The sequence below is a fragment of the Polaromonas sp. JS666 genome, from assembly GCF_000013865.1.
In the GTDB taxonomy this organism is placed as follows: domain Bacteria; phylum Pseudomonadota; class Gammaproteobacteria; order Burkholderiales; family Burkholderiaceae_C; genus Polaromonas.
Genome location: NC_007948.1, coordinates 4,260,549 through 4,285,934 on the forward strand (window position 1 = coordinate 4,260,549; position 25,386 = coordinate 4,285,934).

The following is a 25,386-nucleotide window of genomic DNA, read 5'->3' on the forward strand; positions in this document are numbered from 1 at the left end:
CCGGGCGCATAAGCACCGCCGGGCTTTTATTTGCCCCGTCGCCGCCAGTGTGGTGTTGCACGCTATCCGGCACCTAAAACCGCGTCTTTTCGTCCATGGCGGCGTTGCAAATCCGCGCAATAGCGGGGCTATTGCTGTGGTTTGCGCCTTGCCCTGACCAAAAATTCATCGGTTTTATGGGTGCCGTCAAGCATGCAACACCACACTAGATCATTTCAAGCGCGATGGGGCCGGACGGCGGACGGAAAAGCGCGTCAAGTTCCGCGAGCTGCTCGCCACTCAGCGCCATGTCTGCCGCGGCGATGTTTTCCGTCAGCCGGTCCGGGTGGCTGGTCTTGGGGATGGCCATGACGCCGTCCCGGGCCAGCAGCCAGGCCAGCGCAGCCTGCGCGGGCCGCATGCCGTGGCGCTGCGCGAAGCCGGTCAGTCCGGGCTGGCGCAGCAGCCGGGACTGCTCGATGGGTGAGTAGGCCATCACCGGGATGTGGCGTTCGTGCAGCCAGGGCAGCAAATCCCATTCAATGCCGCGGCGCGTCAGGTTGTAGAGCAGCTGGTTGGTCTGCACGCCGTGGCCGCCGGGCAAGGACCACAACTCCTCCATGTCGGAGATATCCAGGTTGCTGACACCATAGTGGCGAATCTTGCCGGCTTGCTGCAGGGCCTGAAAAGCGCGCAGGGTTTCGGCCAGCGGAACATTGCCGCGCCAATGCAGCAGGTACAGATCGATGCGGTCGGTTTTCAGGCGGCGCAGACTGCGCTCGCAAGCCGCCTGCGCGCCAGCAAACGAGGCATTGTGCGGATAGACCTTGGTGACCAGAAAGGCCTCGTCGCGACGCCCCTGGATCGCCTCGCCCACCAGCGCTTCCGCCAGGCCTTCGCCATACATTTCGGCGGTATCGACGAGCGTGCAGCCCAAATCAAGGCCCCGCCTGAGCGTGGCGAGCTCCTGGGCTCGCCGCCCAAGTGTCTCCCCCATGCACCAGGTACCCATTCCCAATGCCGGCACGGCTTCGCCACAAGGCAGCAATACGCTTTTCATGACAGCCATGGTAGCGCCGCATCGCGCCGTACCGGCTCCGGGACAAGAAATATCCGGCCTGCGCGCGCCGAACTGATTAATGCGTTGGCGGAATCAATCCCGCCCGAAGAAATCATGGTTTCGTTGGCGCCCCACCGTAGCATTGCGTTGGCTTTCAATGCGCAACCCGCAACCGCCGCAATCATCACGATAACGATGGAGACGCCCATGAAGATCATCCGCAGCAAGGACTTCACCGCAGACCGCGCTTGGGGCGCCATGACGGTCGCCAACATGAACGGCATCACCACCCGGCTGCACTGGACCGACCAGCCCTACAAGTGGCACGTCAACGATGGCGAAGAGGTTTTCGCCGTGCTGGATGGCCGGGTCGAAATGCGTTACCGCGATGCCGGCGGCCAGTGCTCGGTCATGCTGGAGACCGGCGACATTTTCTTCGCCAGCGCGGGCACCGCCCATGTGGCGGCGCCTGTGGGTGCCGCGCGGGTTCTGGTGGTGGAAGTTGAGAACAGCGACTGAGGAAAAGGCAGGAGCAAAGGCACCTTGCGGTCACGAAGCCGCGGACAGCGGGAGGTTCACCAGCAGGTTCTGCGGCTTCAACCTGACCACGCCATCGGCGCTCATCATGAGCCCCAGGTAAACCGGCTTGCCCGCCACGTCGGCACGCATCTCACGCGGATCCGCGAACTCCAGCCGGAACAGGCTCACCAGCCGCTGCAGGCGGTCGGGGGCGACGTCCCGGCCTTCATACAAATCGTTGAGCAGGGCCGTCGCCTCCGCATCCAGCCCCACATGCCAGCGCCAGGCTTCGTCGTCCACCTTTTGCACGGGTGTGATGGTGACGGCCACCCCCAGAAAATGCCGCACCCATTTTTGCAGCACGCTCGCCAGCGCCTTCAGGCCCGAACGGGCCCGGGTCATGGTCAGTACCAGGCCGTGGCTCAGGTCGTTGCTGACTTCGTGGGTCAGGTCGAGCAGATAGGCGTAGCGATCCACCTGCTGCCAATAGTCGGGCGCATTGTCATCACTGAGCACGCGCACCTCGACATCGCGTAGCGGCGCCTTCGCTTCCGCGAGAAAGCGCCCGATATCGCCGAGGCCGCCCGTCTCGTTGAGCAGGTCCAGCGTTTCACGGTCGCCGCTCAGCACCTGCCCGCCCTCCGTGCTGATGCGCTGGCTGCGAAACAGCATCTCGCCAGCGCGCACTTCGTAGGCATCGGTGGAGTCATCCAGCAAGTTGCGCGTGATGGCCTGGGCCAGCAGGTCGATGAAAAGCGGCGGTATGTTGATCTGGCCCATGCCGTCGCGGGGGAAGAGACTCAGGTAGTAGGCTTCCAGCGTGCCGGCAGCCAGCAGGCCGTCGCGAAAGCGCAGAAACAGCCTGTAGCTGTCGCGGGCATCGGCATCCTGCAAGGCCTGTAGTTCGGGCTCAGCCACCGGGCGGGATGGTGCGGCGAGCAAAGCCTCGTGCAATGCGCGCTCGGCAGTGCAGGATTCCGGCACCAGCGCCAGCTCAGGGCGGCTCAGAAACAGGCGCAGGTAATCGTCGGCAGGTACCAGCCAGCCGCAGGCATTGCGGTGGAGCGTGCTGAAGCCGCAGGACGGCCAGAAGTTTTGCATGAAGCAATCGTCTCACATCACACGGCTTGCCAGATTGCCTTATTTTTGAGCAGCATGCCTGGCCCGAAAAATACGGGCCCGCCCCTATTTTCATGACCCCTCGCTACGGCGACGGGCCCGCTTGCCATCCCGCCGGACCGGAAGCGGGAGCAAGGGCGAATTTCCTGGCGTCCTCGCGCCCTAATGCTCATCCACTGCGCCGCGCAGGCGTGACACCGTCCCCGGCAAGTCTTGCCAGGCGGGTTCTGCCGGCGCGTAGCGGCTGCGCATGTACGCAGCCAGCGCTTCAATCTGGGTGTCGTCCAGGCTGTGGCGGAACGCCGGCATGAAGCCGATGTCCGCTGCGGCGGGAGACCGGATCCCACTCAGGATCACGCGAATCAAATTGTCGGGCCGCTCACTGTGCAGCTTGCTGTTGAGGGCCAGCGGCGTATTCACGCCCAGCAGCCTGGGCCCTTCCCCGTCGTGGTGACAGGATGCGCACGCGCCGTTGAACAGGCGCTGGCCCGGGCCCAGCAAACCGCCAGCAGACTTCTGCGCGGACAAGACCACCTGCCTGGCGCGCTCGGCACTCGCAGGCTCGGACGCAGGTTCGGTAAAAGACGCCAGATAGGTGGCCATCGCCCGGATGTCCTCGTCGGGCAATACGGACAACTCCTTGACAACAGGCCCCATCGGGCCGGCGGCAATACCATGCTGCGGGGTGTAGCCCTGGCGAAGATAACGGTACAACTCTGCGGCAGTCCAGGGCACGGGTGCACGCGACAGCGCCGTCAGCGCAGGCGCTTCCCAGCCATCGACCATGGCCCCGCCCAGAAAGGCTTTGCCGCCGCGCTCGGCGCCAAAGGCATTGCGCGGCGTATGGCAGGCCCCGCAATGGCCCAGGCCGTTGACCAGGTAGGCGCCGCGGTTCCACTCAACCGTTTGGGTCGGGCTCACCTGGTACGGGGCCGGATCGTGGAACAGTGCATTCCAGCCTGCCATCAAAGGGCGCACGCTGTAGGGAAAGGTCAGCCGGGTGGCCGGTGGCTCCGAGCGCACGGCAGGCTGGGCCATCAAATAGGCATACAGCGCGGTCAGGTCTTCATCGCTGGTTTTGGCGAATGCCGTATAGGGAAACGCCGGATACAGATGGTGGCCGTCGCGCGAAATGCCCTCACGCATGGCGCGCTGAAAGGCGCTGAACGACCACAGGCCTATGCCGGTATCGACATCGGGCGTGAGGTTGGTCGTGACAATCTTGCCGAAAGGGGTGTCCATGGCCCGTCCGCCGGCGTTGGGGATGCCGCCCGGCGCCGTATGGCACACCACGCAATCGCCCGCGGCAGCGAGTTGGCGGCCCCGCTCCAGGGTGGCCGCCGTGTAAATGGACGCACCGCTGGGCAGCACCGGCGCAATTGCCGGGCGCCAGCCCACCAGGGCCGCAGCCACGCCAAAGATGCCGGCCAGCAATGCGCCAGTCCTGGACCACCAGCCCCGCCCTTTGGGCCATGCCGCGCCCTCCGGCGGGCGGGCCAAGGGCCGTCCCGTCAGTGCGGGTGGTGCCACCGGCTCGCTTTCTTGCGATGGGTTGAGCGCAGCACGAACCACTTCCGGTGTAAACGGCGGCTGGCGAAAGCGCACGCCGGTGGCATCAAAGATCGCATTGGCGATGGCCGCAGTGCCCGGCACCGAGGCCGATTCGCCGGCACCCAGCGGGGGCTCGCCGGGGCGCGCCATGGTCACGACCTCAATCACCGGCACGTCCCTGAAACTCAGTATGGGGTATGCGCCCCATTCCAGGCTGGCCACGGTATTGGTTTTCGGGCTCAAGGTGACCTGCTCGGTCAAGGCGCGGCTGGTGGTCTGCACCACATTGCCGTGAATCTGATGCTGGACCCCGGCCGGGTTGATCAGGGTGCCGGCATCGTGCCCCACCACGACGCGCCTGACATGAACCTCGCCCGTTTTGCGGTTGACCTCGACATCGGCGACCCAGGCGGCCCAGGCAGCGCCAAACCCCGGCCATTTGCTGTGCATATAGCGGGCATAGGCGACGCCCTGGCCATGCACGATGTCTGCCGGTTCTCCTTGCCGCAAGGCTTGTTGCTGCGGCTGCGTATGAACCCTCCAGCCGGCCCGCTCAGCGGTTGCCCGCACCAGCTCGGCGGCACGTGGCTCTGTCAGATAACGCAGGCGAAACTCCACCGGATCAACGCCAGCAGCGGTGGCCAGCTCGTCGATATAGGACTCGTGCGCAAACGAGTTGGGCAGCGCAGAGACCCCGCGCAGCCACGAGGCGCGCAGCATGGGCGGCATGTCATTGACGGTGACGCGCAGGTTGTCGTAGTCGTACGGCGGGCGGGCGGTGCGGTCGCCCATTTCATAAGCCTGCGCGACCGGCTCTATGGTTCTGGTGAGCAGCAGCGCCAATGTGGGGGCACCGTTTGATGGATACGAGGTCTGAAAGTCATACGCTGCGACCGAACCGTCTTCGTTCAGTCCGCCATTGACCTGCATCAGCTGGGCAGCACCCTTGGGTTCCCAGGCATGTTCCTGTTCGCGCGTCAATTGCACGCGCACCGGGCTGCCGACCGCACGCGACAGCAAGGCGGCGTCCGCGGCCACATCGTCGGCACAGTTTCGTCCGTAGCAGCCGGCGGCTTCCATGCGGATGACGTCGATGTCGACATCCGCAAGGCCCGTCAGGCGCGACAGGTCGGCCCGCAGCACATGGGGGTTTTGGCTTCCGGCCCATACCGTCATGCGGTCCTGTTGCCAGTCGGCGACCGCGCACGAAGGCCCGATGGAGCCGTGCATCTGGTAGGGCCAGACATAGTTGCGTGGCATGACCTGCGTTGCGCCCGCCATCGCGGCATCCACATCGCCTTCGTCGACGAGCTTGCGCTGCGTCGCCGGGTTGCTGCGAATGGCGTGTTCGAGGTCGTTGAGGTTGGTCAGGCCCGGCCAATGCTTCCATTGCACAGCCAGCTCACGCAGGGCCTGTTCGGCGTGTTCCTCCCGCTCCGCGACAATGCCGACGAAGTCGCGAATCACGACTACCGCGCGAATACCGGGAATATGCGCAATCGAGGACTCGTCCACCGACTCCAGCGTGTTGCCGATGAAGTCGCCATGGTCCGCACCGGCATACGGCGGGCGAACGACCCGGCCGTGCAGCATGCCCGGCACGCGCATGTCGTGCACAAAGGTGAGTGCGCCGGTCGCCTTGGCCGGGATATCAAGCCGCGCGGTGCTGGTGCCGACAATCCGGTGATCTTCCGGGGCTTTCAGCGGCGTATCCAGCGCCAGGGAAAGTTCCACGTGCTGCAGTGCCAGCAAGGGCCCGTAAGCAAGCGATCTGGCGTCGCCACCGTTCCCGAAGACGACGCCATCGCGCACGCCCAGCGTCGCCCTGTCCACCTGCAGGTGCTCGGCAGCACGTGCCACCAGCCAGGCGCGCGCCTGCGCCGCCGCCGCCCGCAAGGGTATGGCGTGAATCTGTATCGACGCGCTGGCAATGGTGGCCCCCTGGTTAGGCGCGCGTGCTGTGTCGCCCAGCACCATGTTGACGCTGTCCAGCGTGACATCAAGCTCCTCCGCCACGATCTGGGCCAGCGCGGTACGGATACCGGTGCCGAGGTCCACATGGCCGTTCAAGGCCGTCACGCTGCCGTCGTCCCACACGGCAATCAGTATCTCGACGCCTTCCAGCGGATTGGCGCTTACCAGCGCAGGTTGACCGTTGACAGTCGGCGGCGCTGTCGGCGGCTCGCGGGTCACGAGCAGAACGCCCTCAGCAACGTGAAAATCGGCCCGTGTGAGCGGCGTGTCGGCGCGGCGAATCATGTCGCTCCCCCGCGCGAAAGGTTTTGCGCCATAAGCTCCGCCGCGCGCCGCACGGCCTTCACAATCTCCAGATGGGTACCGCAGCGGCACAAATTGCCCGACAGCTCGCGGCGTATCTCGTCTTCGCTCGGATCCGGGTTGCGCGCCAGCAGCGCCACGGTCATCATGATCATGCCGCTCAGGCAGTAGCCGCACTGGGCGGCCTGCTCGTCAATGAACGCCTGCTGGACCGGGTGCAGTGCCGACAGCGAACCCAGGCCTTCCAGCGTGGTGATTTCCCGGCCGGCCACCCCGCAGGCCGGGATCACGCAGGCGCGTGCCGCTACGCCGTCAACCAGCACGGTGCATGCGCCGCATTCGCCCAGGCCACAGCCATATTTGGGGCTGTTGAGTTCCAGGTCGTTGCGCAGCACTTCAAGCAGGGAAACCTGCGCTGAAACAGCCAGCGTGCGCCTCACCTGGTTAACGCCGAGAGTCACGACCCTGGATGTCATCGAATCAAAGTGCCTGCTGCGGTGTACATCTCAAGCTCCACGAAGCTGGAGCCGTTGTGGTTTTTCGGGCTGTAGTCGACCCGGAAGTCGCCCAGATCCAGATTGCCGAATCCTTCCAGCGCCGCTATAAAGTGTTCCCGGGTCAGAGCGCGCCCCGCGCGGCGCAGCCCTTCGACGAAAGCCTTGGCCGCAATATAACCTTCAAGCACGGTGTAGTTGTCGCCCGACCCCGCCGACGTGCCCAGCGCCTTGCGGTACTCCTTGACGACGCCGTAACGCTCCAGTGTCGGCGACGGGACGATGCTGGCCGTGATGACGCCGCGCAAGGCGCCGTTCAAGCGGGCGGCCGAGGCCTTGGCGTCCGCCAGGCCAACCGAGATGGTGTAAAGCGGTGCGCCCAAACCGGCGGCACGCACATCCCTGATCAGCACTTCCGTCATTGTGCCGGCCATGATCATGATGATGACGTTGGGCGACGCTTCCTTGATCTGCGCTGCAATGTCGGCGGCACTCGTCGCGGCAATGGCCATGGGAATTGTTTTGACGACCTGTAGCTTCTCGGCCTTGATGAGCTCGAGCAGGGTGTCCAGGTTGGACTTGCCGAAAACGCTGTCCTGGTAAACCACGGCCACCTTGTCGTTGCCGACCACTGCCAGCTGCTGGGTAATCCGGGCCAGTTCGGTTTTGTAGCTCGCCCTCACGTGAAAAAGATAGTGGTTGTGCTTGAGCCGGATGGAAGTCGTGCCCACCAGGGGCGCGAACATCGGAACCTTGGCCTCCTCGGCGAGCGGCATGGCCGCAATCAAATTGGCCGTGGCCACATAGCCGATCAGCGCAAACACCTTGTTTTGCTCGATGAGAAGCTTGGTGTTTTCGACCGTGCGTTTGGGATCGTAGGCGTCGTCCAGCGCTGTCAGCTGCAGTTTGCGCCCGTGCACGCCACCGGCCTTGTTCGCCTGCTCGAAGTAGAGTTCGATACCGCGCCGGTAGTTGTTCCCGGTCGCGGCAACCGGCCCGCTAAATACCGCCGATTGCCCGACCGCAATGGCCGTGTCGCTCACGCCAGGCTCGGCGCGGACAGGCAACACGGCGGCCAGGGCCAGGACAAACATCACCCAGTTCCACCGGACCACTCGCGACATCATGTTCATGAGGTTTACCTTTTTGTTTTAACCAATGTTCACGCAGTGATTGGCCCGCGCGTTGAAGAACTGTTTTTTGGGGGCCACGGCCACGGGGTCCTGCACCACGAGCGGGCGCATCGTGGTTCAGGCCAGATCTTCGAACTCAATTCGCTGACGCTTATTCAATTTCTAATTCGATGCGAGATTAGGCGCACCGCCGCAGACAGTGCTGTAGCACGACAAGGCGGGGCAACGACATATCGCATCGAATTAGAAATGGAATTAGACGCTGAGGTAGGCGCGGCGCACCTCGTCATTGCCCGCGAGATCGGCCATGGCGCCCTCATAGCGGATTTGCCCTTTTTCCAGCACATAGGCGCGGTCGGACACCAGTTCCGCAAAATGCATGTTCTGTTCGGACAGCAAAATGCTGACGCCCTGGGCCTTCAACTCCAGAATCATGTGCACCATTTGCTCGACGATCACCGGCGCTACGCCTTCAGACGGCTCGTCGAGCAATACCAGGTAAGGGTTGCCCATCAGGGTGCGCGCCACCGTCAGCATCTGCTGCTCGCCACCGCTCATGCGGCCACCCGGCCGGCCCGGCATCTCGCCCAGGTTGGGAAAGAGCTTGAAAAGACGCTCTGGCGTCCAGACAGGTGCTTCGCTGCCGTCGGGCCAGCGGCGAGGCGCCTGTCGCCCCACTTCGAGGTTTTCCGTCACCGTCAGGTCGGTGAAGATGCGCCGGTCTTCCGGTACAAAGCCGAGTCCCATGCGGGCCGCATGATGCGGTTCACTCTTTGAGATATCGCGGCCTAAAAATGACACACTGCCGCGCCGCTTGTCGAGCATCCCGATCAGGGCCTTCAGCGTCGTGGATTTTCCGGCGCCATTGCGCCCCATCAGGGCGACCACCTCGCCGCGCCGGACATCGAGACTCACGTCAAACAGGATTTGGGCCGCACCATACCAGGCCGACAAGCCCTTTGCCTCCAGCAAAACCCCATCTTTCTCCAGTAAAACTTCTTTCGCAGTGGTCATCACGCCGCTTCCTTTTCCGGAATTTTTTTCTCGAACGTTTTACCGCTGCCAAAATAAACTTCCTGGACTTTGGGGTGATCGCGGATTTTCAGGGGTTTTCCTTCCGCAATCAGCCGGCCCCGCGCCAGCACGATCATGCGATCGGCATACGCGAAAACCACGTCCATGCTGTGTTCGGTAAACAGCACCGCCATGCCGCGATCGATGACCAATTGCTTGGTCAAAGCCATCAAATCGTTGCGCTCCCTGGACGCCATGCCTGCCGTCGGCTCATCCATCAACAGCAGCTTCGGATCGTTGGCCATGGCCATGGCGAGCTCCACGCGCTTGACGTCGCCATAAGCCAATACGCTGCAAGGCCGGTCGGCCTGGGCTTTCATATTGACCTGCTCGAGCAGGAGGAGGGCCTGGTCACGTTTGTGGTCGGCAGCCCGGCGCCACATCGAAAACAGCTTGTGGTCCGACGACAGCAAGGCCATCTGGACGTTTTCCACCACCGTCAGCGATGAAAACGTCTCTGCGATCTGGAAAGTCCGGCTAACACCGCGCCGCCAGATGTCGCGGGGTGCCAGGCCCACCAGCTCCTGCGAGTCCAGCTGGATGGAACCGGCATCCGCGCGAAGCTGGCCGTTCACCATGTTGAAGGTCGTTGACTTGCCGGCACCGTTCGGCCCGATCAGGGCCAGCAGTTCACCCGCCGCCAGCTCAAAACTGATGCCATCGACCGCCTTGACACCGCCGAACGATTTACCCAGGCTAGACACTTTGAGCAAACTCATGATTGCACCTTTTTTGCATCGCGCCGATTCGACACCAGCTGTTTGACAAAGCCTGCGATACCCTGGGGAAACAGCAGCACCAGCATCAGGATGATGGCCCCCAGCATGGCGCGCCAGTAATCGGTGTTCCGTGCCACCGTGTCGTGCAGCCAGGTGAAGGTGACTGCGCCGACCACCGGGCCCAGCAGCGTCTGCACACCGCCCAGCAGGACCATCACCAGACCGTCGATGGATTTGCCCACGTGCAGGCTTTCCGGGGAGATGCTGCCTTTTGAAAATGCGTAGAGCGCGCCGGCCAGGCCCGCGAAAGAGCCCGCCATGACAAAAGCCACCCATTGCATGCGCTTGACGTTGATACCAATCGCGTCAGACCGAAGTACGGAGTCGCGCGCGGCGCGCATTGCGTAGCCAAAGGGTGAATACAACATCCTGTGCATCAAAAGTACTCCGCCCACCACCAGCACCAGGGTCAGGTAGTAGTAGATCCGTTTGTCCGCCAGCCAGCCGGCCGGCCACACGCCGGTCAGCCCGTTGCTGCCGCCGGTGAACGCATCCCATTGGTAGCAGATCGCCCAGGTAATTTGCGCAAATGCCAGGGTCAGCATCGCCAGGTAAACGCCGGACAGCCGGACGCAGAACCAGCCGTAGACGAAGGCACCCAGCGCCGCCAGCGCAGGGGCGACGAGCAGCGCCACCTCCATCGGCAGGTTCAGGCTGCGCACCAGCAGCGCGGCACCGTAGGCACCCAGGCCAAAGTAGGCCGCATGCCCGAACGAGTGCATGCCGGCCGGCCCCATGATGAAATGCAGGCTGGCCGCAAACAGCACGGCAACCAGCAAATCAATCAGCAGGACGGTGACATAGGGCGACTGCGCGGTGAGCGCAGGCATCAGGATCAGCAGCGCCAACAGGGCTGCGCCGCCGTACTTGTAAAGGCGTTCCGGCGGACGCAGCGGCTCCTCGGCCGTGCCGGCATGGTGGCTAGCCGCCTGCGCTTTGCCGAACAGGCCCCATGGCCGGGCGACCAGCACGGCGGCCATCACCAGAAATTCCACCACCAGGGTGAGCTTGGAAAAGGAAATGCTGATGCCGGCAATTTCAACCAGGCCGAGCCAGATACAGATGGCCTTGAGTTCAGCGATCAGCAGTGCCGCCACATACGCCCCCGGAAGGGAGCCCATGCCGCCGACCACCACCACCACAAATGCGGCGCCTATGATGTTCAGGTCCATCTCCAGATTGGCAGGCTCGCGCGGAAGCTGCAGCGCCCCCCCCAGGCCGGCCAGAAGCGCACCCAGCGCAAAGACGGCGGTGAACAGCCAGGCCTGGTTGACCCCGAGCGCACTCACCATCTCCCGGTCCTGGGTGGCGGCACGCACCAGGGTTCCCCAACGGGTTTTCGTCAGCAGCAACCAGAGCAAACCGAGGACGACGGGTCCGGCAACGATCAGGAACAGGTCGTACGAGGGAAATTGCCGTCCGAGAATGGAGACCGAGCCGGTCAAACCGGGCGCCCTGGGGCCCAGCAGTTCTTCCGCACCCCAGAACCAGAGCACCCCGTCCTTGATCACCAGGCCGAGCGCAAACGTGGCGAGCAGCTGAAACAGCTCCGGTGCATGGTAAATGCGGCGCAGCAGCAAGACTTCCACCAGCGCACCGAGGACGCCCACGGCCAGGGCCGCGAGCAGCAAGGCCGGCCAGAACCCCAGGGTGCTGCCCAGGGTGGCCACCAGCGAATAGGCGACATAAATGCCGACCATGAAAAACGAGCCATGCGCGAAATTGACGATGCGCGTGACACCAAAGATCAGCGACAGCCCGGCCGCCACCAGAAACAGCGACGACGCACCGGCAAGGCCGTTGAGCAGCTGGACGATAAAGCCTGAAAAGCTCATGGATAACCTTTTACTGCGGAAGATATGGACGACCGGCAAGCGCTACGACGAACATGATGACTTTGCGAAACGGACGACGGCAAACCTGGCGGCTGACACCCGCGTGCTTGAGCTGCGAGTGCCAAGCGGCGTTTCGCGGTGCATTCGCCTTGTTAGTCAGCGGCGCGCAACTTCTTCACTTCTGCGTTGCCAGGCTGAAACTTCGCACCGTCCATGTAGCGGTAGTCGACCATCACGCCTTTTCCCCCTTCGTTTTTGGTGCGCCCGACATAGATGCCCATGGTGGACTGGTGATCTTCCGGACGGTAAACCACAGGGCCGAAGGGCGTTTTCACCTGCAGGCCGCTGAAGGCTGCAATCAGCTTTTCCGTGTCGGTCGACCTGGCTTTTTTCATGCCTTCGGCCAGGGACTTGATGGCGCTGTACCCAACGACGGAGCCCAGGCGGGGATAGTCTTTGTATTTCCCGTGGTAAGCCAGAAAGAATGCCTTGTGCTCCGGCGTCTGGATGCCGTACCAGGGGTAACCGGTGACGACCCAGCCATTGGGCGTTTCGTCCTTCAGAGGATCAAGGTACTCGGGCTCGCCGGTCAGCAGACTCACGACTTCACGGCCCTGGAACAGGCCACGGGTGTTGCCTTCGCGAACGAACTTCGACAGATCGGCACCAAACAGCACGTTGAAGATGGCATCAGGTTTGGCGTCAGCGAGGGCCTGCACCACGCTGCCGGAATCGACCTTGCCCAGGGGTGGCGCCTGCTCGGCGACGAACTCCACATCGGGCTGGGCCGCCTTCAGCAGCGTTTTGAAGGTGGCCGCTGCGGACTGGCCGTACTCATAGTTGGGGTACACCACCGCCCAGCGCTTTTTCTTCATTGCCGCAGCTTCCGGAACCAGCATGGCCACCTGCATATAAGTCGAGGTGCGCAGGCGGAAGGTATAGCGGTTGCCGTTTTGCCAGACAATTTTGTCGGTCAGCGGTTCCGCGGCCAGGAAGAAAAACTTCTTCTGTTTGGCAAAGTCCGTCAGCGCCAGGCCAATGTGGGACAGGAAGGAGCCGGTCAGCACATCCACCTTCTCACGTGAGACAAGTTCCTCGGCCGCACGCACCGCGTCACCCGGATTGGCGTTGTCGTCCCGGATGATCAGCTGCACCTTCTTGCCGTTGACGCCGCCGGAGGCGTTGATTTCCTCGACAGCCAGCTCCATGCCTTTCTTGTAGGGCTCCAGAAAGGCCGGCTGGGCCTTGTAGCTGTTGATCTCGCCAATCTTGATGACGTCTTGTGCCTGAGCGGTCACCAGCGAGGCCATCAGACCAAGACAGGTCACGGCGCTCAGTATTTTGTGTTGCATGTTCATAAAAACTCCTGCTTGTCGTGGATCGGATTACGTGGATCGGATTAATTTGTGATGCGCCCGGCTTACCGGAGTCCATCTTCACCTTTGATTTCGTGGACCTGCAGTCCGCCCACGCGCGCAAGGGGTCGGCCGCTGTCTGTCACAACGACAGCGACCACAATTTCATTGGCACGCGGTGCATCGGCAACGCGCGCCTCCATTGCATCGAAGTGGCTGCGCACAAAAGCCGCGTCCTTATGCCCGAGCGGAACGTCGATCGCGGTGCCGAGGCCACCCCGCTTTTTGCTGGAAGGCACCAATGCGGCTCCTTTTTCAACCGCCAGACGCAGCGGCGCACCCAGCCTGGGATGCAGGATGGCAGCGGCATGCTCAAGCTCGCCGGCTTCGCCGACAATCGCCGCCTTGCCATAACTGTGCGCCTGGCCAGGCGAGATACCCAGGGCCTGCACGCACTTTTGCCCCAGCAGACCACCCAGCTCTTCGCCTATGGCGATCAACTCGTCAAGGTTTTCCGTGTAAGTCCCGGCGAAAGGGTTGTCGATCACCGCCATGGCCAGCGCCTTGCGCGTTGGCGGATCAACGGCCCTGCCCATCTCGACACGGGTCTCATCGACCTGGACAATGATTTTTCGAATCCTGGCTGTCATGGTTTTTCCTTGAATCTAGAAACCGCAGTTGGACGTGCCCGAGTGGGCCGTCATGGGGTGGGCTGGCAAGGCGAGACGTAGCCCCCACGCTTGTCGCTTCGCGTACTGCGCTGCCCCCCGAGGGGGTTGTGCTTGCTCGGGGGCGGCCCTTCGCTGTGCACGACGCTGCGGGCTGATGCCCGCAAGGAGGAGCAACGCCGCCAGCGCGCGCCAGGGCGGCTCAATCGGGTGCGTAGCGCTGTCACCTAAAAGATGAGTGTTTGCGTGAGTGAATAAGCGTATGTTCATGCGGCCTTTCCAGCGGTCAATGAGTGGTCAACTGCGGTTTCTAGGTTGAATGTTGTCGTTGGGTGCGATGCCGCGTCAGCGCAAACCGTCCCACTTGCTGATGGCGCTGGCAGCCAGCCCGCCCACCCGCGCGTGGATGCGGGGGCCTGTGCTCATCGCAAGAATGAAGACGATTTCGTCCGGCAGGGGTGCGCCCGGAACACGCACTTCGATGGCATCGAAATGACTGCGCACGTAACTGGCGTTGACATGCGTCAGCGGCACATCCAGCGCAGCGCCTGGTCCGCCCACTTTTTTGGTTGACGGCACGATAGACAACGCATTGCCGGGCTGCCCGGTTTTTTCTTCGGCCTGTCCCTTGGCATAGGCATTTCGGTCACCTTTCCAGCCCAGCAGCTCACGCATCGCGTAACCCCCCGGCACATGCCAGAGCGCACCGTGCTCAAGCTCTCCCGCCGCGCCCACAATGGCACCCTTTCCGTAGCCCTCGATGCGGTCCGCCGGCACATCCATCGCCGCGCGCAGGCGCTGGGCCATCTCGAGACCGACGGGCTGAAGCTCATCCATCATCGGCAAGATGTCAGGCTCATAGCGCCCGGCGAACGGATTGGTCAGCACGGCGGCAATCGCCCCGCGCAGCAGTGGCGTTCGCGCCACCGGACCAAATTCGTGCTGAATTTGCTCCACGTGCGTAAAGATGCGTCGTATGTCAATCATCGCTTTGAGTCCATCTGTTTCATTAAGCAAATACCGAACCAACCTGCATGTCGGTTCGCCGGTTTTCCAACAATCCCAGGGCCGTATTGCCTGTGGTCGTTATCTGATCCTGGCAAACCAGCGCGGCGGACCAGATCAGCCCTGCGGCGCGCAACTCCTGCGCCCGCCTCAGGCCCGCGCGCAAGGCCTGCTCCACCAATGTCGGCTCGAGCGGCGGAACATCCACCGTGACGGGTATGGAGCCCAGGTCGGTGTCGTCCTTCAGTTCGCAGGCGGGTCGACGCACAATACGCGCGTCAGCCACATCGACGGCATTGGCAATGACGGTTGCAGCGGCATCGGCCTCGGAGGCCGTGCGCGCCAGAACCGTGACGCTGTCGGCGATTCCCAGTGAAAAACTCCGGCCGCGCCAACCGCTGGTGGCGACCCCGCGGACCGGCAGCACGCTGGCGACCTCAAATTGACCGTCCGTACGGATGCCGTCCCGAATTTCGTCCAGATCCAGGCGGGCGAGATTGGCATAGAGACCGATTCGCACCGACTGCGATGGCGCAAGGTGCAAGGCGATGTCGCCTCCGTTGTTGATCCATGCCCGCGTCACGCCGCTTTTTGAGTAACACGCAACGAGCTCTTGCGCGACCGCGCCGGCAACCGCCGCCATCGGGGTGATGAAACGGCTTTGGTACGGCTGGCATGCATGCCACATGCGCCGGGCGATGGGGCCCCGCAGCGGGCAAGCGCCGCGCACCGGGCGCCGCAGAACAGCCAGCTCCTGCACCAATTCATCGAGGATGCCGGTGAAGCGTTTCCACGCATCGGCATGGGCCATTTCCAATGATGCCGGGCTGCCGCTGGCGCCAATGATGATGTCCATCGGGCCATGCTGGAAATGCCAGCGGCCATCGGCCAGTTGCGTGCGTTGGGCATCCATGGCTGTTGCGTTTCAGCCGAGCAAGGGGGGTCGCGCCAGCGGCCACGGATTGGCCGGGGACAATTGCACCCACTCTCGCGCCGAGGGCGCACCTTCGTTGTGCCAGGCACCCCGGCGCAGTGCATCTTCCAGCGTGCGCACATAGTCCATGTGGCCACCCAGCACCCGGTAGTCGTCAAGCTTCATGCTGAATTCAATGGGCGCAACGATGGCGGGCGTGGGTACGGTTCCGAAGCTGTTGTCCGGCATGCGCATGACGTCGGCCATCACGGTGATGCCACCACCAGGCCAGACGTAGGCAGGGGCACCGCCGCAGGTGACATTCACCAGCGCGTTCTTGATGGCACGGGTCAAAAGAACCGGGTTTTCCGTGACGCCGGCGCGCAGGCTGCCGCCGGCGCCACCAAGGAAAAGCACGGTGGACAGGGATGGCTCGCAGTTCTCACCGATACGCTCAACGATGCGGCGCACTTCGGCCGGCATTTCCTGCTCCACGGGATTGAGCGCTTCATCGAGAACGTACCAGCTCGCATGCTCGCCGGTGGTGGAGGTCATCAACAGGCGCAAGCCCGGCCACGCCACTTCGGCGTCCCAGCTTTCGATGATTGACAACGGATCGGCGATGTCGGTGCCGCCCCAGCCCGTGCCGGGATTGGCGACCTGGAAATAGCGTCCTGGCGTGGATTTTCGGCCCCGCATCCTGATCCCCGAGGCACGCATGTCCAGGCAACGGCCCGCCTGGTGCTCGGTCAGCACACCCGTGATGTGATCGTCGACCACCACCACCTCGTCCAGCTTGCCGAACAGCTGCTTCGCGAAAATTCCGATGGTGGCCGACCCGCAGCCCACCCGCATGCGCTTTTCCTCCACCCCGTTCACGACAGGCGCGCGGCCCGCCTGTATCAATATCTGGGAGCCGCCGTCAATCGTGAACTCAACCGCCTGCTTGTTGCCAAGCGCCTTCATCATCTCGACTGTCACCCGACCCTCTTTTTTGCTGCCGCCGGTCAGGTGATGCACACCACCCAGCGACAGCATCTGGGAGCCGTACTCCGCCGTCGTCACGTGGCCGACAACCTCGCCCTTGACGCGCACATTGGCCTGCTCCGCACCGAGGAAGCGGTCGGTGTCTATCTTCACCTTGAAACTGCAGTAGCTGAAAATTCCTTCCGTGACGACGGTGACCAGGTCGACCCCCGCCGCCCTGGAAGACACGATGAAAGGGGCTGGCTTGTAATCGGGGTAGGTCGTCGATGAGCCGACGCCGGTGATAAAAACCTCGTCGGCCAGCAGGAGGTCTCCGCTCCACTCCGGCGCCGCTGCAGCAGCCGGCACACCTTCTGGCGGCGGGGCTTGCCCGGCCGGATTACCGACGGCCACGCGCCCGGCAAAAGGAACAACATGAGCCTCTTTGTCGGCCAGGGTACGACGCAACAACAGCACGGGATCGACGCGGACCAGGGTGCCGCCGCGGTTCGCGTACCTGTCGCATGCGCCGCTGCGGCCGTCCGAAATCTGGCAAAGCACAGGACAGGCATTGCACTCGATCTTTTCGCTGTTCATCCGCTCGTTGCGCGGCCTGGCCCTCTCCATGACCTGGAGAGGGTCGGGCATATCCATGCCCGGCAGTCCGTCCGTCTTTGTGTGTTCGGTCATCGTTTTGCCTTCTTGCTACCAGCCCACGTATCCAGGACCTCGCTCCATATGTAGTGCACGCTTAACTCAAATGTTGTATTTGCTACATTTAAAATCAATGTAGCGCATACGGATTTCCGATGCAATGGTGTTTACGCATCACTTTTGAATTTATTTTAAAAATGTTGTGCTCACTACATTTAAATGTTGCATTCACTACATTAACGTGGCACATTGTTGCCATTGGACGGCCGCCCGCCACCCTGGCCAACGCCATGAAGGAGCACCTATGACCCATGTAGTAACTGATGCATGCATCAAATGCAAATACACCGATTGCGTGGATGTCTGTCCGGTGGACTGCTTCAGGGAAGGTCCCGACTTTCTGGTGATTGATCCGGACGAATGCATTGACTGCGCCGTCTGCATTCCGGAGTGTCCTGTCAATGCCATCTATGCGGACACGGACACACCCGGACAGTTCCAACCCTTTTTAGAACTTAACGAACGCCTGGCCAAGCTGTGGCCCACCCTCTCCAGGCGCACCGCGCCCCTGCCGACGGCGGAGCAATGGAAAGACAAAACCGGTAAGCTGGCGAGCGTCAATCTCGATCGCTGAAAACTTCAACCCAACCACCCAGTAGTCCATCACCATGAGCGCATTTAACGAAGAAACCGTCCTGTCCGTCCACCATTGGACCGACAAGCTGTTTACCTTCACCACCACCCGCGATAAATCCTTGCGCTTCAGCAACGGCCACTTCACGATGATAGGCCTGCGGGTCAACGACAAGCCGCTGCTGCGTGCTTACAGCATCGTGAGCCCGAACCACGAGGAGCATCTTGAGTTTCTCAGCATCAAGGTGGCCGAAGGCCCCTTGACATCGCGGCTTCAGCATATCAAGGTCGGCGACGCTATCATCGTGGGCCGCAAACCTACCGGCACGCTGGTCATTGACTATCTGCTTCCGGGCAAGCGGCTGTATCTGCTCTCAACCGGAACCGGCCTGGCCCCCTTCATGAGCATCATCCGCGACCCGGCGACCTACGAACAGTTCGAGCAGATTGTTCTTGTGCATGGCGTGCGCCAGGCCGACGAGCTGGCGTACCACGACCTGGTCGTTGAGCACTTGCCGCAGCACGAATTTCTCGGGGATCTGGTGTCCCAGCAGCTTCTTTACTACCCCACCGTGACGCGGGAAGCCTACCGGAACATGGGCCGTGTCACCGACTTGATAGAAAGCGGCAAGATGCTTGCCGACCTGAAACTGCCGGCGCTGGATCCGGCGCATGACCGCGTCATGATTTGCGGCAGTCCGGGCATGCTCAGGGACCTGAAACACATGCTGGAGAAAAACGGCTTCCACGAGGGCAACACCTCCAGGCCCGGCGACTTTGTCATTGAGCGCGCTTTTGCCGAGCAATGAAGAATATAGCCCCCACGCTTCTCGCTTCGCGTAGTACGCGAGGCCTTGCAGGCCGCGGCTTGCGAGACGCTTCGCCTCTGTCGCCTGTCCAAACCTGCTCAAGCAGGTTTGGAGCCGCAGGCTCCAGCCCCTCGGGGGCTGTGCTTGCTTGGGGCGGCCCTGCGGAAAATTTTCTCCTGACAAAAAGTAAATCGCTACCGGGAGTTCACGCATGACAGTGAAGGCAGCCATCACGGCCAAGACCGCCAAACCTCGTTCATCGGCCTCCCGGCGCGCGCCGGCCAAGCGGCCCGGCGTGCGCGAGCAGGCGGCGCAAACCACGCGCGACAACATCCTGCGCGCGGCCACCAAGGTCTTCGCCCGTTACGGCTACGAGGGTGGCAGCGTGGAGAAAATCTCCCAATCGGCCAAATCGTTCGACCGGATGATTTACTACTACTTCGGCAGCAAGGAAGGCTTGTTCATCGAGGTACTGGAAGACATGTACCGTCGGATGAACGATGCGGAGCTGGAGCTGACGCTGGACATCGAACAGCCGGTGGAGTCCCTCAAGGAGATCATTCGCTTCGTGGTTTCTTATTACAACAAGAATCCTGAATTCATCACGCTGCTCAATACGGAAAACCTGCATCGAGGCAAACATATCGCGAAGTCGATGCGCGCCAGGGAATATTCGTCTCCGGCCATAGCGATCATCAGCCAGCTGCTGGAAAGCGGTGTTCGCAAAGGCGTGTTCCGCGCCGATATTTCCGCGCGCAATGTCTACTTGCTGATAGCGGCGACCGGTTATTTCTACGTCTCCAACCGCCACACCCTGTCGGCCTTTCTGGGGGAAGACCTGCAGGCACCCGAGGCCCTGGCCCAATGGCAGGCCTTCATCACCAGTACCGTGCTGCGCACTGTCATGCGGAATCCTTGATTTGCGCACGCCGACACGCATGAGCATGCCGGCGATATCACCACACCATCTCTTCAAAGGACTGTCCATGGCAGAAGCAGCATCGACCGGCAAATCAGGAAAAGTCGTCATCAGGAATATCGGCTTGCTGCTGTCCGGAGACATCGACAAACCCATCCTGGATGCGGACACCATTGTCGTGAACGATGGCCTGATCGTGGCTGTCGGCAAGGCCAAGGACTGCGACATCGCGCATGCGCAGACCGTTATTGACGCGCACCAGACCTGCGTCTGTCCGGGTTTGATAGACAGCCATGTCCATCCGGTATTTGGTGACTGGACGCCACGGCAAAACCAGATTGGCTGGATCGACTCCACCATGCACGGCGGCGTCACCACGATGATCTCGGCCGGAGAAGTTCATCTTCCCGGGCGGCCCAAGGACATTGTTGGCCTCAAAGCGCTGGCCATTACGGCGCAGCGCGCGTTTGACAATTTTCGCCCCGGTGGCGTCAAGGTTCTTGCCGGCGCACCCATCATCGAAAAAGGCATGACCGAGCAGGATTTCAAGGATTTGGCCGAGGCCGGCGTCACGCTGCTTGGCGAGGTCGGCCTGGGTTCCGTCAAGGCGGGCTACGAGGCCAAGGAAATGGTGGGCTGGGCGCGCAAGTACGGCATCCAGAGCACCATCCATACAGGCGGCCCCTCCATTCCCGGCTCCGGCCTGATTGACAAGGATGTGGTGCTTGAAGCCGATGCCGACGTCATTGGCCACATCAACGGCGGGCACACGGCATTATCGGAGGCGCATGTCTGCGAGCTGTGCGAAAGGTCCTCTCGCGCCATCGAGATTGTCCACAACGGCAATGAAAAAGTGGCGATCGCGGCCGCTCAAGCCGCGCTGCAGCTCAAATGTCCGCACCGTGTCATTCTGGGCACCGATGGCCCGGCCGGATCAGGCGTGCAACCCCTGGGCATGTTGCGGCTCATCGCCCTGCTCTCAAGCCTGGGAAACATTCCGGCCGAATTGGCGCTCTGTTTTGCCACCGGCAATACCGCGCGCATTCGCAATCTCAATTGCGGGCTGATCGAAGTCGGTCGCGCCGCTGACTTCGTGTTCATGGACAAGGCCCAGCATTCTGCCGGGCTTGACCTCCTGGACAGCATTCAATGCGGTGACATTCCGGGGGTGGGCATGGTGATGATTGACGGCATGGTGCGCTGCGGCCGCAGCCGGAACACCCCGCCGGCCACACAAATCCCCGGTGTTCAACACCACACCGTTCCCGCCTGACGCCGTTCAACGGGTGGAATCCGGGAGCGCATGGCCATCGGGGCTGACCGCGGCATACTGTCGCCCTGCCGCTGGCCAGTTGCGCCAGCCAACTCAAAGGGGCCGGGAAGCATGTTCAGGCGCTGAAAGACAGCAAAGTCATTGTGGCGATTAACAAGCCCCGAAGCACCGATTTTCGGCATGACTGATTGCGGCCTGGAGGCTGCCCTGTTTTCTGCCGTACCTGGCCCCACGAACGCGCTGTAGAACGCTGTAGAAGCTCGCAGGCACGGTGACCTGCGAGGCACTGGCCTCGTGCTGAAAACATGTGCCATCTCAGACAGATGCGGCCGGCCCCCCTTGCCCACGAACCGCGCATTACATCCTGTTTCAGAGCCGCACATAAATGGTGCAATCTTTACCCGCGCTTAACTGTCCAACCTTTTACTCGCGCGTTGTGATAGTGAGGGTCGTGCCTGCAAGCCCGCCAGGGGCGATACACGGTACCCATGCCACGAGCGGGTTTCCCCGTCGCGGCCATCACGACAGGAAGAGAGTGCGCAACATGACACCATTTCCGGCTTTTTTACCAGGCCTGCGGCTCCAGCTTTCCCGCGCTTGCCGGAGGTTTCCGGCGCTTGTCGCGGCCGGGCTGCTGGCCATGCTGCAGGCCACAGCCTGGGCGCAGGCGCCCGGCTCATACATCGATCCGCCCGGCCGCGTGGCCCGGCTCAATCTGATGGAGGGTGCCGTGAGTTTTTCACCGGCCGACATCGCCGCTTCCCAGGACGCCAGCGCCTGGACGCCCGCCACGATGAACCGGCCGCTGACGCGTGGTGACCGCTTGTGGACGGGCCCGCGTGCGCGCGCCGAACTGCATATCGGTTCGACCGCCGTACGCATGAACGAGCAGACCAGCCTGGACTTCCTGGCGCTGGACGACGACGTGGTCCAGTTGCGCCTGGCCCAGGGCACCCTGAGGCTGCGCGTGCGCACCCTGTTTGAGGGCCAGCGCCTGGAGGTCAATACACCCAATGTGGCCTTCGTGATTTCGCAGCCGGGCGACTACCGGCTGGACGCCAACCTGGCCACCGACACCACACGCGTGGTGGTGCAGTCCGGCGGCGGCACCGTCTACGGCGACAGCGGCCTGCCTGTCACGCTGGCCAGCCAGCAGCAGGCCAGCTTCACCGGCACGCAGCTGACGCCCGGGGCACCGGGCTCCACCGTGCTCGACAGCTTTGACCTCTGGGCTCTGGAGCGTGACCGGCTTGAAGACCAGTCGGTATCGGCGCGCTATGTGCCCCGCGAAGTCACCGGCTACCAGCAGCTCGACCTGTATGGCGACTGGAGCCAGGACCCGACTTACGGTGCTGTCTGGCTGCCCCGCGTCGTGCCAGTGCACTGGGCGCCGTACCGCATGGGCTACTGGAGCTGGATAGCGCCCTGGGGCTGGACCTGGATTGACGACGCCCCCTGGGGATTTGCACCGTGTCACTATGGCCGCTGGGCGCTGATCGGTCAGCGCTGGGCCTGGGTGCCGGGCCGGCTGACAGCGCGCCCGGTGTACGCACCCGCACTGGTCGTCTTTGTGGGCGGCAGCAGCGGCGGTGTGAACTGGAGTATCTCCATCGGCTCGGGCGGGACGCTACAGCCCGCTCTAGGCTGGTTTCCGCTGGCCCCGGGCGAGGCATTCAGGCCGATTTACCGGGTGAGCCCGCGCTACGTGACGCAGGTGAACCAGAACATCGTGGTCAACACCACAGTCAACGTAACCAACATCTACCGCTACCAGCGCCAGCCCGCTGCCGTGACGGTGGTGAGTGCTGATGACTTTTCCCGCGGTCGGCCCGTGCGCGGCAACCCTGCGCTGAACCTGGCCGAGCTGAACCGGGCGCCGGTGGTGGTCGACCGCAGCGCAATACCCCAGCGCCCCGACGTGCAGCGGCCCCGGCTTGCCGCAGCGGCTGCGCTGCCGCCCGCGCCGGTGGTCACGCAGCCCGTGGTACGCGGCCGGGAAGAGCGCCGCGAGGAGCGCCGGGACGAACGCCGCGACGGCAGGGCACAGCCTGCCTTGCCGGCGGCACCGGCAACCCAGGGCTTGATCGGCGCGCAGCCGCCGGCACGACCCGGGCAGATCACCCCGCCCGCCTTGCAGGACCGCAGTACCGCCGACACAGAACAACGCGCCCGGCGCGAGCAGCAACAACTGCAACGTGACCAGGAACGCCAGCAGCGCGAAGCCGCACGGCCACAGGATACGCAGCGCCGGCCAGGCGAAGAGTCACTGATTCAGCGCGCCCAGCGTGAACGGCAGCAGGGCGGCATGCCCGCTGCCAGCCCGGACGCACGGACCGCGGCAGAACGCAATGCCATCGACACGGAGCAACGCGCCCGGCGCGAGCAGCAGCAACAACAACTGCAACGTGAGCAGGAACGCCAGCAGCGCGAAGCGGCACAGCAACAGGAGGCTCAGCGCCGGCAAAACGAAGAATCACTGATTCAGCGCGCTCAGCGTGAACGGGCCGCCGCAGCGGAACGCAGCGCCGTCGAACAGGCGCAGCGGGCACAACAGCAACTCCAGCGCGAGCAGGAGCGCCAGCAGCGCGAAGCGGCACAGCAACAGGAGGCGCAGCGCCGGCAAAACGAAGAGTCGCTGATTCAGCGCGCCCAGCGTGAACGGGCCGCAGCAGCAGAACGCAGCGCCATCGAACAGGCGCAGCGGGCACAACAGCAACTCCAGCGCGAGCAGGAGCGGCAACAACGGGAGCTGATCCGCCAGCAGGACCAGCAGCGCCGGCAAAACGAAGAGTTGCAGGGGCAACGCGCCCTGCGCGAGCAGGCGCAGCGGGCACAAGCAGCGCAAGCACAGGCACAGGCACAGGCACAGGCGCAGCAACGCGCACAGAGGGAGCAGCAACGCCAGGCCCACGAACTGCAGCAACAGCAACAGCAACAGCAACTGCAACAGCAGCAACTGCAGCAGCAGGAACAGCGCAAGGCCCAGCAACGGAAACAGGCACGTGAGGCGGACGCGGCCAACGCACCCGCCCCCCGGCCGGAGGGCTTGCCCGGCCGGTTCCGGGAACAGTAACCCACCGGCCTCATGATTCGTCACGGCCCTGGATTGCTCCAGCGTTAACAGCATCAAGCGGTCCTGCCCACCGGACCCGGGCCGCTTCCGGTTCAGGATTTTGAGCACGATGCCGCCCATGACGCCTTCGCCCGCGTCTGGATCTGGAAGCGGCCGACCCCGGCAGGAGGCGGCAGGTGAAGGCAGTGAAGGCGTCTGGTTCTGGACGGCCGGCGGGTCACTGGAGAAATTTGCGTGACGCACCATCCCACCGGACAGATTCACTCGCCTTCACCGGCAGCGAAACCCGGGTTGCCCATCACGCAAAACTACCTAAGGGTTTTACCCGGTATCGCCGCCGCAACCGGATAGCTAGTATGACCAACTGTCTTTCATCGGACCCCGGTTTGTGCCCGCCTGGCCGGCCACACCGACTCCATGAGTTCACCCCATCACCTGCCGGAGAGCAATTTGTCAGTGGAGTTCATTCTTGAAACGCGAGGGTTGACCAAGGAATTCAAGGGATTCGTTGCCGTCAACAACGTGGACCTGAAAGTCCAGCGCGGGCATATTCACGCGCTGATCGGACCCAACGGCGCCGGCAAGACCACCTTTTTCAACCTGCTGACCAAATTCCTGCACCCCACCTCCGGCACCATCACCTACAACGGCACCGACATCACACACGAGCAGCCGGCGCAAACCGCGCGGCGCGGCATTGTGCGCTCCTTCCAGATTTCGGCCGTGTTTCCCCACATGACGGTGCTGGAAAACGTGCGGGCAGCGCTGCAGCGCAACCTCGGCACCTCGTTTCATTTCTGGAAAGCCGAGAGCACCCTGTTCCACCTGCACGAGCGTGCCCGGGAGTTGCTGGCCGAAGTCGACCTGAGCGGCTTTGCCGATGAACTGACCGTGAACCTGCCTTATGGCCGCAAACGTGCGCTGGAGCTGGCCACCACGCTGGCGCTCGAACCCGATCTGATGCTGCTGGACGAGCCTACCCAGGGCATGGGCCATGAAGACGTGGACCGCGTCACGCAGCTGATCAAAAAGGTTTCCGCCGGCCGCACCATCCTGATGGTCGAGCACAACATGAATGTGGTGTCGTCGATCGCCGACCGCATCACGGTGCTGCAGCGCGGCGCCATCATTGCCGACGGCCCCTATGCCGAGGTTTCGGCCAACCCGCTGGTGATTGAAGCCTACATGGGCACGGCCGATACTGCACTGCAGGGAGCGCATTAGATGTTGGCCCCCACGCTTTTCACTTCGTGTAATACGCGAGGCCTTGCAGGCCGCGGCTCGCGGGACGCTTCGCC

21 protein-coding genes are annotated in these 25,386 nt (G+C 62.9%); 7 read left to right on the forward strand and 14 right to left on the reverse strand.

Annotation, left to right across the window (positions count from 1 at the left end):
* Window positions 1-205: 205 nt before the first annotated feature.
* A complete protein-coding gene (locus tag BPRO_RS20255; protein WP_041390090.1) occupies window positions 206-1,039 on the reverse strand; it encodes an aldo/keto reductase in 834 nt (277 codons plus the stop codon).
* Window positions 1,036-1,248 carry a hypothetical protein gene (locus BPRO_RS29755; RefSeq protein ID WP_157045840.1) on the reverse strand — a complete coding sequence of 71 codons (213 nt, stop codon included), beginning with the start codon at window positions 1,246-1,248 and terminating at the stop codon, window positions 1,036-1,038. The genes BPRO_RS20255 and BPRO_RS29755 overlap by 4 nt, the downstream gene beginning before the upstream one ends.
* Here BPRO_RS29755 and BPRO_RS20260 point away from each other — a divergent pair.
* Complete coding sequence (locus BPRO_RS20260) at window positions 1,247-1,558, forward strand: cupin domain-containing protein (RefSeq protein WP_011484939.1); 312 nt, start codon at window positions 1,247-1,249, stop codon at window positions 1,556-1,558. The genes BPRO_RS29755 and BPRO_RS20260 overlap by 2 nt on opposite strands.
* 30 nt (window positions 1,559-1,588) lie before the next feature.
* Here the strand turns inward: BPRO_RS20260 and BPRO_RS20265 are convergent, their stop codons facing one another.
* From BPRO_RS20265 to BPRO_RS20320, 12 genes are all read right to left on the reverse strand, one after another.
* Window positions 1,589-2,659 carry a DUF6352 family protein gene (locus tag BPRO_RS20265; protein WP_011484940.1) on the reverse strand — a complete coding sequence of 357 codons (1,071 nt, stop codon included), beginning with the start codon at window positions 2,657-2,659 and terminating at the stop codon, window positions 1,589-1,591.
* A gap of 180 nt (window positions 2,660-2,839) precedes the next feature.
* Window positions 2,840-6,487, reverse strand: a complete 3,648-nt coding sequence (locus tag BPRO_RS20270; RefSeq protein WP_011484941.1) for a molybdopterin cofactor-binding domain-containing protein — start codon at window positions 6,485-6,487, stop codon at window positions 2,840-2,842.
* Entirely contained in the window at window positions 6,484-6,981 is a 498-nt protein-coding gene (locus BPRO_RS20275) for a (2Fe-2S)-binding protein (protein WP_011484942.1), read from the reverse strand. Before BPRO_RS20275 ends, BPRO_RS20270 begins: the two co-directional genes overlap by 4 nt.
* Window positions 6,978-8,132, reverse strand: coding sequence for an ABC transporter substrate-binding protein (locus BPRO_RS20280; RefSeq protein WP_011484943.1), 1,155 nt, complete (start codon window positions 8,130-8,132; stop codon window positions 6,978-6,980). Before BPRO_RS20280 ends, BPRO_RS20275 begins: the two co-directional genes overlap by 4 nt.
* Window positions 8,133-8,387: 255 nt before the next feature.
* Window positions 8,388-9,146: an ABC transporter ATP-binding protein gene (locus BPRO_RS20285; RefSeq protein ID WP_011484944.1), complete on the reverse strand. Its 759-nt coding sequence runs from the start codon at window positions 9,144-9,146 to the stop codon at window positions 8,388-8,390.
* A complete protein-coding gene (locus BPRO_RS20290) occupies window positions 9,146-9,925 on the reverse strand; it encodes an ABC transporter ATP-binding protein (RefSeq protein ID WP_011484945.1) in 780 nt (259 codons plus the stop codon). Before BPRO_RS20290 ends, BPRO_RS20285 begins: the two co-directional genes overlap by 1 nt.
* On the reverse strand, window positions 9,922-11,820 hold the full coding sequence (locus tag BPRO_RS20295; protein ID WP_011484946.1) for an ABC transporter permease: 1,899 nt from the start codon (window positions 11,818-11,820) through the stop codon (window positions 9,922-9,924). The genes BPRO_RS20290 and BPRO_RS20295 overlap by 4 nt, the downstream gene beginning before the upstream one ends.
* 152 nt (window positions 11,821-11,972) lie before the next feature.
* Entirely contained in the window at window positions 11,973-13,172 is a 1,200-nt protein-coding gene (locus tag BPRO_RS20300) for an ABC transporter substrate-binding protein (RefSeq protein WP_369794715.1), read from the reverse strand.
* Window positions 13,173-13,240: 68 nt separating this feature from the next.
* Window positions 13,241-13,825 carry an amino acid synthesis family protein gene (locus BPRO_RS20305; protein ID WP_011484948.1) on the reverse strand — a complete coding sequence of 195 codons (585 nt, stop codon included), beginning with the start codon at window positions 13,823-13,825 and terminating at the stop codon, window positions 13,241-13,243.
* 363 nt (window positions 13,826-14,188) lie between these two features.
* Window positions 14,189-14,830: an amino acid synthesis family protein gene (locus tag BPRO_RS20310; protein WP_011484949.1), complete on the reverse strand. Its 642-nt coding sequence runs from the start codon at window positions 14,828-14,830 to the stop codon at window positions 14,189-14,191.
* Window positions 14,831-14,852: 22 nt separating this feature from the next.
* Window positions 14,853-15,761 (reverse strand): UPF0280 family protein, encoded by a 909-nt coding sequence (locus BPRO_RS20315; RefSeq protein ID WP_011484950.1) that lies wholly within the window; start codon window positions 15,759-15,761, stop codon window positions 14,853-14,855.
* Between the two features lie 12 nt (window positions 15,762-15,773).
* Window positions 15,774-17,417, reverse strand: coding sequence for a hypothetical protein (locus BPRO_RS20320; RefSeq protein ID WP_041388976.1), 1,644 nt, complete (start codon window positions 17,415-17,417; stop codon window positions 15,774-15,776).
* Between the two features lie 268 nt (window positions 17,418-17,685).
* Here BPRO_RS20320 and fdxA point away from each other — a divergent pair, with 268 nt between their 5' ends.
* The 6 genes from fdxA (at window position 17,686) to BPRO_RS20350 (ending at window position 25,312) form a co-directional block, all read left to right on the forward strand.
* Window positions 17,686-18,015 carry a ferredoxin FdxA gene (fdxA, locus tag BPRO_RS20325; RefSeq protein WP_011484952.1) on the forward strand — a complete coding sequence of 110 codons (330 nt, stop codon included), beginning with the start codon at window positions 17,686-17,688 and terminating at the stop codon, window positions 18,013-18,015.
* A gap of 34 nt (window positions 18,016-18,049) precedes the next feature.
* Entirely contained in the window at window positions 18,050-18,823 is a 774-nt protein-coding gene (locus BPRO_RS20330; protein WP_011484953.1) for a ferredoxin--NADP reductase, read from the forward strand.
* Between the two features lie 211 nt (window positions 18,824-19,034).
* Window positions 19,035-19,742, forward strand: a complete 708-nt coding sequence (locus BPRO_RS20335; RefSeq protein ID WP_011484954.1) for a TetR/AcrR family transcriptional regulator — start codon at window positions 19,035-19,037, stop codon at window positions 19,740-19,742.
* Between the two features lie 67 nt (window positions 19,743-19,809).
* The gene (locus tag BPRO_RS20340; RefSeq protein WP_011484955.1) at window positions 19,810-21,015 is read left to right on the forward strand and encodes an amidohydrolase family protein; all 1,206 of its coding nucleotides are present in this window, start codon (window positions 19,810-19,812) and stop codon (window positions 21,013-21,015) included.
* Between the two features lie 544 nt (window positions 21,016-21,559).
* The gene (locus tag BPRO_RS20345) at window positions 21,560-24,088 is read left to right on the forward strand and encodes a DUF6600 domain-containing protein (RefSeq protein ID WP_011484957.1); all 2,529 of its coding nucleotides are present in this window, start codon (window positions 21,560-21,562) and stop codon (window positions 24,086-24,088) included.
* A gap of 417 nt (window positions 24,089-24,505) precedes the next feature.
* On the forward strand, window positions 24,506-25,312 hold the full coding sequence (locus tag BPRO_RS20350) for an ABC transporter ATP-binding protein (RefSeq protein ID WP_011484958.1): 807 nt from the start codon (window positions 24,506-24,508) through the stop codon (window positions 25,310-25,312).
* The last annotated feature ends 74 nt before the right edge of the window (window positions 25,313-25,386 follow it).